The following is a 13,025-nucleotide window of genomic DNA, read 5'->3' on the forward strand; positions in this document are numbered from 1 at the left end:
CCTGCTAGGGCTGCTTGTCGTGCGGATCGAAGATCTGCACGGACGGACTCAGCTGCTTGACCTCGCCCTTGGGCGCATCGCCCTCGGGACGGGGCGGTGCCTCGACCACCTCGTCGTCGTCATCGGTCCGGTTCGGGCCGACGCGCACGTAATGGAAGAAGCCGGCCAGCACCGCCGCCCCCATGGCGAACAGCGCCAGGGGTTTGGTGAAGCCCTTCCACAGACCCACGGTGGGGCTGATGGTCGGATCCTTGGGCAGGTGGTTGTACAGCTGCGGCTGGTCGGCATGGTGCAGCACGTACATGACGTGGGTGCCCCCTACCCCAACCGGGTCGTACAGGCCGGCGTTCTCGTAGCCGCGGCTCTTGAGATCGACGATGCGCTCGGCAGCGTGCTCCTTCATGGCGTCCTTGGTACCGAAGACGATGGCGCCGGTCGGGCAGGTCTTGACGCAGGCCGGCTCCAGGCCGACGCCAACCCGGTCCGAACAGAGCGAGCACTTGTAGGCCTTGTTGTCCTTCTTCGAGATCCGCGGGATATCGAAGGGGCAACCGGCGATGCAGTAGCCGCAACCGATGCAATGGTCCTGGTTGAAGTCGACGATGCCGTTGGCGTACTTGACGATGGCCCCCGGACTCGGACAGGCCTTCAGGCAACCCGGCTCGGCACAGTGCATGCAGCCATCCTTGCGGATCAGCCACTCCAGCTTGCCGGCCTCGTCCTCGTGCTCGGTGAAGCGCATCAGGGTCCAGGAATCCGCGGTGAGGTCCGCCGGGTTGTCGTAGGTGCCGTGGTTGTGACCCACCTCATCGCGCAACTCGTTCCATTCCGAGCAGGCGACCTGGCAGGCCTTGCAGCCAATGCACTTGGACACGTCGATCAGCTTGGCCACTTCCGCCTGGGTGCGCACCGAGGTGTAGGCCTTGGTGGTCGCGGAGCGGGCATAGATATCTTGGCTTGCCATCACGCTTTCTCCACGTTGACCAGGAACGACTTGAATTCGGGCGTCTGGGTGTTCCCGTCACCCACGAAGGGGGTCAGGGTATTGGCCAGGTAACCCATCCGCGCCACGCCGGAGAAGCCCCAGTGGATGGGGATGCCGACGTGGTGCACCGTCTCGCCATTGACCTGCAGTGGGCGAATGCGCTTGGTCACTACCGCCTTGCAGACGATGTGGCCGCGCTTGGAGGTGACGCGCACGAGATCACCCGCGGCGATGCCCTTCTGCTTGGCCAGCACCTCGCCGATCTCGACGAACTGCTCCGGCTGGATGATGGCGTTGAGGCGGCAGTGCTTGCTCCAGTAGTGGAAGTGCTCGGTCAGGCGGTAGGTGGTGGCCGCATAGGGGAAGTCCTTGCGATCGCCGAAGTCCGCCCAGTCGTCCTTGAGCACCCGCGCCGCCGGGCTGTTGAGCGCCTTGCGGTTGTTGGGGTGCAGCGGGTTGACGCCGATGGGCGTCTCGAATGGCTCGTAGTGCTCCGGGAAGGGCCCCTCGGCCATCTTGTCCAGGGCGAAGAAACGCGCCACCCCTTCCGGGTTCATGATGAAGGGACTCATGCCGTCGGCCGGCTTGGCGTCGATCTTGTAGTCGGGCACGTCGGTGCCGCCCCACTTCTGCGCCTTGTCGTTCCACCACACCAGCTTCTTGCTCGGGTCCCAGGGCTTGCCGCTGGGGTCCGACGAGGCACGGTTGTAGAGGATGCGTCTGTTGTTCGGCCACGACCAGGCCCAGCCCAGGGTCTGCCCCATGTGGAAGGGATCGCTGTTGTCGCGCCGGGCCATCTGGTTGCCCTGCTCGGTCCAGGCGCCGCAGAAGATCCAGCAACCCGAGGCGGTGCTGCCGTCGTCCATCAACTGGCCGAAGCCGGCGAGTTGCTGACCGGCCTTGGCCGAGACCGCGCCCTTGGCATCCAGCACATCGGTGACCGCGTAGCCGTTGTACTCCTTGGCCAGCTCCTCGGGGGCCGGCTCCTCCGGCTTGGCGTAGGGCCAGGACAACCCCAGGATCGGATCGGGGAAGGCCCCACCCTCCTTGGCATAGGCCTCACGCAGCTTGAGGAACAGCTCGGCCATGATGGCGATGTCACTGCGCCCTTCCCCGGGTGCCTCGGCGCCCTTGAAGTGCCACTGCAGCCAACGGCTGGAGTTGACCAGGGAGCCGTCTTCCTCGGCGAAGCAGGTAGTGGGCAGGCGGAACACCTCGGTCTGGATTTCCGCGGTGTTCACATCGTTGTGCTCGCCGTGGTTGCGCCAGAACTCGGAGGTCTCGGTGGCCAGCGGGTCCATGATCACCAGCCACTTGAGCTTGGACAACCCGCGCAGCACCTTGGCCTTGTTGGGGAAGGCGGCGATGGGGTTGAAGCCCTGGCAGACATAGCCGTTGACCTGGCCCTTGCCCATCATGTCGAAGTAGCGCAGCACGTCGTAGCCGGCGCCGGTGACATCGACCTTGGGCAACCAGTGGTAGCACCAGTCGTTGTCCTTGGTGGCCTTGTCGCCGTACCAGGCCTTCATCAGGCTGACGTGGAACTTGCCGTAGTTCTGCCAGTAGCTCATCTGCCCCGGGCGCAGCGGCTTGCTGGCGCGCCGGGCGATGAAGGCGTTGTAGTCCTGCTCGCCGTCGCCGCCGATGGTCAGGTAGCCGGGCAGTTGGATCGACAGCAGGCCCAGGTCGGTGAGGCCCTGGATGTTGGAGTGACCACGCAAGGCGTTCATCCCACCACCGGGCAGACCGATGTTGCCCAGCAGCAGCTGCACCATGGCGCCGCAACGGATGATCTGCGCGCCGATGGAGTGCTGGGTCCAGCCCAGGGCATAGAGGATGGTCATGACGCGACCGGGCGCCGAGGTCTCGGCGATCTCGGCCCAGACCTTCTGGATCGCGTCGGGCGGCGTGCCACAGGTCTGGCTGGCCACTTCCAGGGTGTAGCGGCTGTAGTGCTGCTTCATCAGCTGGAAGACGCAGCGCGGATCCTGCAGGGTCGGATCAATCTTGACGAAGCCGTCGTCACCGATCTGATAGCCCCAGTTCACCTTGTCGGTGTAGGTACGCTTCTCGGCGTCGTAGCCGTTGTACAGGCCGTCCTCGAAGGTGAAGCCTTCCTTCACCAGGAAGCCGGCGTCGGTATAGTTGCGGACGTACTCCTGCTGGATCTTGTCGTGGGTGATCAGGTAATTGATCAGCCCGCCCAAGAAAGCGATGTCGCTGCCGGTGCGGATCGGCGCGTAGTAATCCGCCACCGAGGCGGAGCGGGTGAAACGCGGATCGACCACGATCAGCCGGGCGTTGTTGTGCGCCTTGGCCTCGGTGACCCATTTGAAGCCGCATGGATGGGCTTCAGCGGCATTGCCGCCCATGATGAGGACGAGATTGGCGTTCTTGATGTCGCTCCAATGATTCGTCATCGCACCACGGCCAAACGTCGGGGCAAGACCTGCCACCGTCGGGCCGTGTCAAACGCGCGCCTGGTTGTCGAAGGCCAGCAGGCCCAGACTCCGTGCGATCTTCTGCGTCAGATAACCGGTTTCATTGGAGGACGCCGAGGCGGCCAGGAAGCCCGTGGTCAACCAACGATTGACCGTCTGGCCCTGGTCGTTGGTGGCGATGAAGTTGGCATCGCGGTCTTCCTTCATCAGGGTGGCGATGCGCCCGAGCGCCTCGTCCCAGCTGATGCGGGTCCACTCGTTGCTGCCGGGCTTGCGGACTTCAGGGTACTTGAGGCGATTGGGGCTGTGGATGAAATCCAGCAGGCCGGCGCCTTTCGGGCAGAGGGTGCCGCGATTGACCGGATGGTCGGCGTCGCCCTCGATGTGAATGATGTTCTGGGCCACGTTCTTGGCCCGGTCGCCCATGCTGTACATGATCAGGCCGCAGCCGACCGAGCAATAGGGACAGGTGTTACGGGTTTCCACGGTGTGCGCCAGTTTGAAATGGCGCACCTGGTCGGCAAAGGCGGCTGTGGGAGCCATGCCTAACGCCGCCAGGCTGGATCCCGCAAGGCCGACTCCAGCGACCTTGAAGAATTGCCGACGGTTCATATCCACGTTTCTTATCCTCGTTCAGGCTGGACCCGGTACATGGCCGGGTCCTGAGGCAAGAGTAACCCAACCGCCCGGCTTATCGAGCACTAAGCGGTTGTCGCCGATCAATGGAAGTCGCCCTGGCGTCCCTCAGCTCGAGGCGGCCTGGCGGTTGGGCTTCTCCTGCATGGCTGGTGGCGCCTGCTCCGGCTGCAGCGGGTTGTCGCCCTGCTCGATCAGGCGCTCGCCGATCAAGCGCGAACCCTCGACGTTAAGGTGGTTGCCATCTTGGTACAGCGGGGTGCCGTCCAGGGCGGAATGACAGCGCTGGGCATCGCAGGTGATCGCCTTGGGATCCAGGGTCACCAGCTGCGGATAGCGCTGCTTGAGGTCGTCGAGGATCAGGGTGAAGGGCTCCTGGCGGCGCATCACCTCGGCCAGGTCGACGGCGCAATCGTTGCGGGTATGGAACAGGCGGTTCTTCACCTGGCAGGTATCACGCCCGGCGCCGACCTCGGGGATGCCGGCGAGGATCACCGGGGTGGCGCCACTCTCAGTGATGATGCGGATGGCATTGTCCATGCCCTCGCGCAGCAGCTCGGCGGGCGTCGCCGCGTCGCCTTCACGGCGCAGCACGTTGTAGTGCGACAGCCCCGCCTCGCTCATGCCTTCCAGGTACATCGGCCAGCGCCCGCCGAGCACCACGTAGCGATAGCCGCCCTCGCGAATGGCGCGGGTCACCACCGGGGCGGTGAGCTGGATCGAGGGGTCCAGGCGATTGCCCGGTCGGGTGATGTAGAGACCGGAGATACCCGGCAGGTAGAGGGTACCGCTGCGGGTCATGTCGAAGCCGCGCAGGCCGGCGTCCTTTAGCAGCACGTCGAGCATCCCGGTACTGGCGGCGGCGTGGGAATCCCCCACCAGCAGCACGTCCGGCCGTGGCCGGTCGGTGGCGCCCAGGCGGCAGCGCTCCGGCGTCCACTGGGTCGCCACGTTGCCGAATTCCTCGATGAAGCAGCCGCCGCGGGCGGTGACGAAGCTGCTGTCCAGCGCCTCGACCATGGCGGCGGTAGGACCGTCGTAACGCTGGGGGAAGCCCTGGAACTTGAGGGTCAGCCCGACCGCCAGAGCGCCGACCAGCAAAGGGGCAGCGTAGAGGGCGGCGAAGGTAACCCGCGGCGACCCGCGCAGCCGACCACGGAAGGGTTGCTCGACGAAACGCCAGGACAGGGTACCCAGCAGCAGCGAGGCCGCCACCAGGCCCAGGCGCAGGGCCAGGTCCTTGGGCAATTCCATGTAGTTGGCGAAGGCCATCAGCGGCCAGTGCCAGAGATAGAGCGAATAGGAGATCAGGCCGACGAACACCAGCGGCCGCTGTGCCAGCAGCCAGCGCGCCGGACCGCGACCGCTCTCGCCGGTCCAGATCAGCAATGCAGCGCCCAGGCAGGGCCAGAGGGCGTTGAAGCCGGGGAACAGGCTGTGGTGATCGAGGGTGAAGGCCGGCACCAGGATCAGCGCCAGGGCCAGGATTCCCAGGGCGCTCGCCTGCCCGGCGCTGGGGCGCGGCAGGCGGTCCCAGTAGAGGGCCAGCAGGCTGCCCAGCAGCAGCTCGAAGGCCCGCGCGTGCAGCAGGTAGTAGGCGGCATTGGGCTGGGCACGGGCGGCCCACTCCGACAGCGCCAACCCGGCGACGGCCAGCAGGATCGCGGCCTGGCCGCAGCGGCGCACGCCCAGCCAGCGATAGCCCAGCAGGAGCAGCACCGGCCAGAACAGGTAGTACTGCTCCTCCACCGCCAGCGACCAGGTGTGCAGCAGCGGCAATTCGTCGGCGGTGGGCGAGAAGTAGCCGTTGCTGGCGCGCCAGAAGAAGACGTTGGCGATCGACAACAAGGCCGCCATCAGGCTCTTGCTGTACACCGCCAGGTCTCGCGGCAGCAGGATGAAGGCGGCCGCCACGCTGGTGACCAGGGCCATGGCGACGAAGGCCGGCAGCAGGCGTCGCACCCGGCGCAGGTAGAAGTCGGCGAAGCTGAAGCGCCCCTGGGCGATGTCCGGGGCGGTCTTGCGGGTGATCAGATAGCCGGAGATGACGAAGAAGACGTCGACCCCGATGTAGCCACCACCGAAGGCGGTGAAGCCAGCGTGGTTGAGGACGACGAGCAGCACGGCGATGGCGCGAAGGCCATCGATGTCCCTGCGATAATTGAGCTCCATGGGGCTGACTCCTGCGTAAGGCCTCGACGGTCCAGTGGCGAAGCGCTCCAGGCTGGTCAGACAGGCTGGGGCGCGGCGCCACTGCAAGGATGTCGCGCATCCATCTGCGCAACGCGCCTTCGAGTCGCGCTTCCCGGAGATGTTCGCCAGCCGCGAGCAGTAACCGGCGAAATCTTGAACCAGGTCACTTCCGTGCGTATCCGTCCCGACCGCGACCACCAGTCCCGCCGATTCGGCGAGGACCGCAACTCATGCTAAAATAAGCGACTTTCCCCGCGATACCCCGGACCTTTCCCGTCATGTCCAATCGCCTGCCGACGCCGCCATAGCCGCACGCGCCGCTGCCGCCCGCTACCCTTCCTCGGGGCGTGCGTCCCTCATCCTGCCCCGTCGTTTTTTCGCGACCGCCCGCCACCGCGCCGTCGCCCGTTCCGGATACGCCATGAAACGAGTCTCTGCCCGCGCCGACATCCTGGCCGGCCTCACCACGTCCTTCGCCCTGGTGCCCGAGTGCATCGCCTTCGCCCTGGTCGCCCATCTCAATCCGCTGATGGGGCTCTACGGGGCCTTCTTCATCTGCACCCTCACCGCCCTCTTCGGCGGCCGCCCGGGCATGATCTCCGGTGCCGCCGGCTCCATGGCGGTGGTGATCGTCGCCCTGGTGGTCCAGCACGGCGTGCAGTACCTCTTGGCCACCGTGGTGCTCGGCGGCCTGCTGATGATCGCCTTCGGCCTGCTGCGCCTGGGCAAGCTGATCCGCATGGTGCCGCACCCGGTGATGCTGGGCTTCGTCAATGGCCTGGCCATCGTCATCGCGATGGCCCAGCTGGAGCACTTCAAGCAGGGCGGCGCCTGGCTGAGCGGCGCGCCGCTGTACCTGATGCTCGGCCTGACCGCGGCGACCATGGCCATCATCTGGCTGCTACCGCGTGTCACCCGCGCGGTGCCACCGGCCCTGGCCGCCATCCTCGGCGTGGGCCTGGCCGTGTATGGCCTCGATCTGCCCACCCGCACCCTGGGTGACATGGCCCATATCGCCGGCGGCCTGCCGCAACTGGCGTTGCCGGATATCCCCTGGAATCTCGACACCCTGCAGATCATCCTGCCCTATGCGGTGCTGATGGCCCTGGTCGGCCTGCTGGAGACGCTGCTGACGCTGAATCTCACCGACGAGATCACCGAGAGCCGCGGCTACCCCAACCGCGAGTGCGTGGCCCTGGGCGCGGCCAACCTCGCTTCCGGGCTGTTCGGCGGCATGGGTGGCTGCGCCATGATCGGCCAGACCATGATCAACCTGAGTTCCGGCGGGCGGGGCCGACTGTCCGGGGTGGTCGCCGGAGGGCTGATGCTGCTCTTCGTGCTGTTCCTCTCGCCCCTGATCGAACGTATTCCGCTGGCCGCCCTGGTGGGCACCATGTTCGTGGTCGCCCAGCAGACCTTCGCCTGGGCCTCGCTGCGGGTGCTGCACCGGGTACCGCGCAGCGACATGCTGATGATCGTCGCGGTCACCGTCATCACGGTGTTCGCCGACCTCGCCACCGCCGTGCTCTGCGGCATCGTCCTGGCGGCGCTCAACTTCGCCTGGCAGCACGCCCGCCGGCTCTATGCCGACAGCCACCTGGCCGCCGACGGCAGCAAGCAGTACCAGGTGCACGGCACCCTGTTCTTCGCCTCCACCGCCGCCTTCCTCAACCAGTTCGACCCGGCCGGCGATCCGCCGAAGGTGGTGGTGGACTGCAGCCACCTGAGCTTCGTCGATTATTCCGCGGTCGCGGCACTGCGCACCCTGCACGAACGCTACGCCAAGGCCGGCAAGCGGGTACGGGTGCTGCACCTGTCCCAGCGCTGCAAGCAACTGCTGCGCCGGGGCGGCGTGACGGACGACCTCGTCCTCGGCGATTGAACCCCGGGCGCCGCCGTTGGGTCTGTCGCAGCAATGCCCTGCGCTCGGAGACCCGCGGCCATGTCCAAGATCCTCGCCTGCCTCGACGGCTCGGCCGTGAGCGCCGCCGTCTGCGACTTCGCCGCCTGGGCCGGCAATGCCCTGGACGTGCCGCTGACCCTATTGCACGTGCTGGATCAGCGCCGTTTTCCCCGCCCCGGTAACGGCACCCCGCCGCCGCTGCTGGTCAATCGCGAGCACCTGCTCACCGAGCTGGCGGCGCTGGACGCCCGGCGAGGCAGCCTGGCGGAAGATCAGGGTCGGCTACTGCTGGATGCGGCGCAATTGCGGGTGGAGGAACAGCACGCCCGCTGCGCCGGCGCCGTGCTGCAACACGGCGACCTGATGGACTCCCTGGAAAGCCTGCAAGAGGATTTCGACCTCATCGTACTGGGCCGCCAGGGCGAAGACAGTCCGCCCAAGCGGCTGATCGGTCGCCACCTGGAAAGCGCCATCCGCCTCCTGCACCGCCCCTTGCTGGTCGCCGGCCACGCCTTCGTCAAACCCCAGGGCGTGCTGCTGGCCTATGACGACAGCAGCAGTGCGCGCAAGGCCGTGACCTGGGTGGCGAACTGCCGGCTGTTCGACGGCCTCGCCTGCCACCTGGTGACCGTCGGCCGCGATCGCGAGGAACGCCGCGCCGCCCTGGCCCGCGCCGCCGAAGAACTGCGCGCCGGGGGCCGTCAGGTCACCACCGCCCTCACCGACGGCGATGTGGAGCTGGGCCTGGAGCGCTATCGCAAACAGCACGGCCTGGAGCTGGTGGTGATGGGCGCCTTCGGCCATTCCCGCCTGCGCCACTTCTTCATGGGCAGCAACACCCGCAATATGCTGGAAGCCACCGGCAGTGCCCTGATCGTGGTGCGCTAGCGTCCGATGACGCGGGTCGGTCCACGTTGCATCAGGGCGATCCCCAGCAGGATCACCCCCGCTGCGGAGAGTTCACGCAGCCCCACCGCCTCGCCATTGGCCCAGCCGATGATCAGGGCTACCGCCGGAGTGAGATAGGTCGCGGCCGCCGAAGCGACGGCGCCCAGCCGCTCGAGCAGGGCGTAGTAGATCAGGAAGGCCAGCCCGGTGCCCAACACGCCCAGGCCGACGGTCACCCCCGCCAGCGCCCGCGGGTGTCGCAGCAACTCGCCCATACCCGAGGTATCGGTGACCAGCAGCAACAGCGCCAGGGCCAGCCCCATCTGCCAGGTCACCATCGCCAGGGGCGGCAGGCCGTGGGGCGCGAGAAACCGGCAGACATAGACGTAGGAACCGCCGAACAGCGCCGCCGCCCCGAGCATCCAGAGCACACCCCGGCCATTCAGCGCCGCCGCTGTGCCCTGCCAGGGCGCGATCAACAGCACCACGCCGAGAAAACCCAGCCAGACACCGCCAAGCATGGCGGCATTGGGTCTCTGAGCAGGAAGAAACAGCAGGCTGGCAAGGGTGGTGAACAGGGCGATGGTCCCGCCGAGCACGCCGGCGACGGCGGACGGCAGCAGTTCGGTCCCCTTGGCGATGGCGAAGTAGTAGAACGCCGTGGCCAACACCGCCATCACGCCGAAATGCGGCAGCAGCCGCAGTTGCCGGCGGCCCATCACGCCTCGCCGCCAAGCCACCAGCAGCAAGGGTACGAAGCCGCAGGCGACCCGCAGCAGGGTCATCTGCGCCGGTGAGATGACCTCGGCGGCCAGCTTCATGTAGATGAAGTTCGAACCCCAGCACAGGCCGAGCGCCCCGAACATCACGACGGTAAGACCCACGTTTCCCTCCTGGCAACCGCTGCCGAATCATGGAATAAAGGTCTCTATCTACAGGGCTCGCGCCAATTCCTGGCACGCTATCCATTGAGCCCAGCCAATAGCGGAACTAGGGTCAGGCCGACCATGACGACCAGCCAGCGACTCCCCCCGTTGAAAGCCCTGCACGCCTTCGAAGCCACCGGGCGGCGCGGCAGCTTCCAGTCCGCAGCCGAAGAGCTGTCCGTCACCCAGGCGGCGGTTGCCCAGCAGGTGCGCCAGTTGGAAGAACGCCTAGGCTTTCCGCTGTTCCTGCGTCAGCGACGGGGTTTGCAACTGAGCGAGCGCGGTCGCGCCTACTTCCACGACGTGCAGCGCGCCTTCGCCCTGCTCCGCGAAGCCACCGACACGCTGCTGTCGCGCAAACGGGTGATCACCGTGAGCGTGACGCCCACCTTCGCTGCCAAATGCCTGATCCCCCAATTGCCGGCCTTCGCCCAGGCCCATCCCACCCTTGATCTGCGGGTGCTGGCCAGTGATGTTCTGGTGGACTTCGCCCGGGATGGCGTCGACCTGGCGGTCCGCCTCACCCGCCGCTCCACACAGCGCGGCGTGACGGCGGACTTCCTCTTCGCCGAACTGATCGTGGTGGCCAGCCCAGCGCTGATCGGCGCCCAGCCGCTGCCGCTGGATGCGGCGGCGCTGGCCCGCTATCCCCTGCTCGACGACGGCCAGGCCGACTGGCCAGCGGTGCTGCAGGGCCAGCCCATACGCCAGGCGTTGCACATGAACCAGGCCGCCCTGGCCATAGACGCGGCCTTGGCGAGCCAGGGCGTGGCCATGGTCAATCGCCGATTCGTGCGCGAGGCCCTGGAAAGACGTCAGTTGCTCCAGGTCATGGTCGACCCCGTCCAGAGCGACTGGGGCTACTACCTGGTCATGCCGACGCGAAATCGTACGGACGCCGCCCTGGCGGCGGTCGGTGAGTGGCTGAAGATGCTGGCAAATGAGAGCGCCACGCCGCGCTGAGGCGCCTAGAAATCCACCCGCCCGCGACTGGCCTTGAGGCCGCTACGGCGCGACTTGCCTTCCAGGCGGCGCTGCTTGGAGCCGTAGGTGGGCTTGGTGGGGCGGCGGGGCTTTTCCGGGACATTGGCGGCGGCGATCAGGGCAGCGAGGCGCTCCAGGGCATCGGCGCGATTCTGCTCCTGGGTGCGGTACTGCTGCGCCTTGATCACCACCACGCCGTCACGGCTGATGCGCTGGTCACGCAAGGCCAGCAGGCGCTCCTTGAGCGGCTCGGGCAACGAAGACGCCTGGATGTCGAATCTCAGGTGGACGGCGCTGGAGACCTTGTTGACGTTCTGCCCACCGGCGCCCTGGGCGCGTACCGCGCTGAGCTGGATCTCCTGCTCGGGAAGCGTCAGGCGCTCGTCGATGACCAGGGTCACGCCGGTTGTGCGCCGCGGGTCAGCCAGGCGTCCAGCAGCGGCTCCAGCTCATCGAGCGGCTGGTAGCCGTTGGTGATCAACGCCAGTTGGCCATCACGCTCGGCCAGCAGGGTCGGGAAGCCGGCGATGCCCAGATTCAGCGCCCAGTCGAAATCCGCCTGGGTGGCCTGGTGCGCCGGTTCACCGTCGAACAGCGGAGCGAATTCGATGCGCGGCAGGCCACTGGCTTCGGCCAGTTCCACCAGCAGCGCCGGTTGGGTCACGTCGCGTGCCTCGACATAGAAGGCCTGCTGGATACGCTTGGCCAGGCTCCAGACGGCTTCCTCGTCGAGCTGGCGCGCCGCGACCAGGGCGCGACAGGCCGGCTCGGTGTCGTACACCAGGCCTTCCGGCGGCCCCTGGTCCAGGGCGAAGGGCTGGCCGGTGGTTTCCTGTACCGCCTGCCAGTAGGCCAGGGTCCGCACCCGGCTGGCGGTGTCCTGGGCCACGCGCTCACGGCGCAGGCCGCCCACCACCAGGCGCAGGGGAATGCCCCGGGCAGCCGCCCGCTCGGCCAGGCGATCCACCACCGGGGCGAAGCCCCAGCACCAGGAGCACATGGGGTCCATCACATAGAGCAGGCGACCGGGCATCCTAGACCTCCTCGGGGTGGGGTGTAGCGTTCAGCCGCGGATCGCGGCCGATGGGATGAGGCTCGTTGCGCAGGCGCGCGAGCTCGATCTGCTTCTGCCGCTCGCGCGCGCCGGCACGGGTCTTCTCCGACAGCGAATCCCAGCAGTGCGGGCAACTGATGCCGGGGCTGTAATGCGGCGACTGCATGTCTTCCGGCGAGACCGGATTGCGGCAGGCGTGGCACTGGTCGTAGACGCCCTCGGCCAACTCGTGGGTCACGGTCACCCGGTTGTCGAAGACGAAGCACTCGCCTTCCCAGCGCGATTCGGCCGCCGGCACCTCTTCGAGGTACTTGAGGATGCCGCCCTTGAGGTGGAACACCTCGGGGAAGCCCTCCTGCAGCATGAAGCTGGAGGCCTTCTCGCAACGGATGCCGCCGGTGCAGAACATGGCGACCTTCTTGTGCTGGGCCGGATCGAAGTGCGCGCGGATATAGGCCGGGAAATCGCGAAAGCTCTTGGTCTGGGGATCGATGGCACCCTTGAAGCTGCCGATGCCGACCTCGTAGTCGTTGCGGGTGTCGATCACCAGTACCTCGGGATCGTCCACCAGGGCATTCCAGTCCCGCGGCTCGACGTAGGTGCCTACGCGCTGGTTGGGATCGACACCGGGCACGCCCAGGGTGACGATCTCCTTCTTCAACTTGACCTTGGTGCGATAGAAGGGCTGCTCGGCGCAGTAGGATTCCTTGTGGTCGATGTCGACCAGGCGCGGATCGGCGCGCAGCCAGGCGAGCACGGCATCGATGCCGGCGCGGCTGCCGGAGACGGTGCCGTTGATACCCTCCTCGGCCAGCAACAGGGTGCCCTTGACGTCGTTCGCCAGCAGGATCTGCAACAGGGGTTCACGCAATTGGACGTAGTCGTCCAGGGTGACGAACTTGTACAAGGCCGCCACGACAATCTTGTCGGTCATCTTCGAGTTCCCAGGAGTAGCCCTCGCAAAGGGCGGACCGGTTAGAACCTGTTCATGACCTGCTGCGCGTCGGCCCAACCG

Annotated in this window: 10 protein-coding genes; 3 read left to right on the forward strand and 7 right to left on the reverse strand. The window is 66.8% G+C overall.

Annotation, left to right across the window (positions count from 1 at the left end):
- Positions 1–4 precede the first annotated feature (4 nt).
- The 3 genes from fdxH to RND78_RS20190 all read right to left on the reverse strand — a co-directional run bounded on the left by fdxH (position 5) and on the right by RND78_RS20190 (position 6,234).
- On the reverse strand, positions 5–964 hold the full coding sequence (fdxH, locus tag RND78_RS20180) for a formate dehydrogenase subunit beta (protein ID WP_312731654.1): 960 nt from the start codon (positions 962–964) through the stop codon (positions 5–7).
- Positions 964–4,044 carry a formate dehydrogenase-N subunit alpha gene (gene fdnG, locus RND78_RS20185; protein ID WP_312731656.1) on the reverse strand — a complete coding sequence of 1,027 codons (3,081 nt, stop codon included), beginning with the start codon at positions 4,042–4,044 and terminating at the stop codon, positions 964–966. The genes fdxH and fdnG overlap by 1 nt, the downstream gene beginning before the upstream one ends.
- A gap of 126 nt (positions 4,045–4,170) precedes the next feature.
- The gene (locus tag RND78_RS20190; protein ID WP_312731657.1) at positions 4,171–6,234 is read right to left on the reverse strand and encodes an acyltransferase family protein; all 2,064 of its coding nucleotides are present in this window, start codon (positions 6,232–6,234) and stop codon (positions 4,171–4,173) included.
- 442 nt (positions 6,235–6,676) lie between these two features.
- Between RND78_RS20190 and RND78_RS20195 the strand changes: the two genes are divergently transcribed.
- Entirely contained in the window at positions 6,677–8,137 is a 1,461-nt protein-coding gene (locus tag RND78_RS20195) for a SulP family inorganic anion transporter (RefSeq protein ID WP_312731658.1), read from the forward strand.
- A gap of 60 nt (positions 8,138–8,197) precedes the next feature.
- Positions 8,198–9,046, forward strand: coding sequence for a universal stress protein (locus tag RND78_RS20200; protein ID WP_312731659.1), 849 nt, complete (start codon positions 8,198–8,200; stop codon positions 9,044–9,046).
- Here the strand turns inward: RND78_RS20200 and RND78_RS20205 are convergent.
- Positions 9,043–9,930, reverse strand: coding sequence for a DMT family transporter (locus tag RND78_RS20205; protein ID WP_312731661.1), 888 nt, complete (start codon positions 9,928–9,930; stop codon positions 9,043–9,045). The genes RND78_RS20200 and RND78_RS20205 overlap by 4 nt on opposite strands.
- A gap of 123 nt (positions 9,931–10,053) precedes the next feature.
- On the opposite strand from RND78_RS20205, the gene RND78_RS20210 reads away from it, so the two are divergent.
- Positions 10,054–10,935 carry a LysR substrate-binding domain-containing protein gene (locus RND78_RS20210; protein WP_312731662.1) on the forward strand — a complete coding sequence of 294 codons (882 nt, stop codon included), beginning with the start codon at positions 10,054–10,056 and terminating at the stop codon, positions 10,933–10,935.
- A gap of 5 nt (positions 10,936–10,940) precedes the next feature.
- Here the strand turns inward: RND78_RS20210 and arfB are convergent, their stop codons facing one another.
- Genes arfB through RND78_RS20225 form a run of 3 tightly spaced genes read right to left on the reverse strand, consistent with a single transcriptional unit; the run spans position 10,941 to position 12,944 of the window.
- Complete coding sequence (gene arfB, locus RND78_RS20215; protein ID WP_312731731.1) at positions 10,941–11,351, reverse strand: alternative ribosome rescue aminoacyl-tRNA hydrolase ArfB; 411 nt, start codon at positions 11,349–11,351, stop codon at positions 10,941–10,943.
- A 2-nt stretch (positions 11,352–11,353) separates the two neighbouring features.
- Positions 11,354–11,989, reverse strand: a complete 636-nt coding sequence (locus RND78_RS20220; RefSeq protein WP_312731663.1) for a DsbA family protein — start codon at positions 11,987–11,989, stop codon at positions 11,354–11,356.
- A 1-nt stretch (position 11,990) separates the two neighbouring features.
- Positions 11,991–12,944, reverse strand: a complete 954-nt coding sequence (locus RND78_RS20225) for a rhodanese-related sulfurtransferase (RefSeq protein ID WP_312731665.1) — start codon at positions 12,942–12,944, stop codon at positions 11,991–11,993.
- Positions 12,945–13,025 lie beyond the last annotated feature (81 nt).

It is taken from the genome of Pseudomonas oryzihabitans (assembly GCF_032027545.1).
Classification (GTDB): Bacteria; Pseudomonadota; Gammaproteobacteria; order Pseudomonadales; family Pseudomonadaceae; genus Chryseomonas; species Chryseomonas oryzihabitans_F.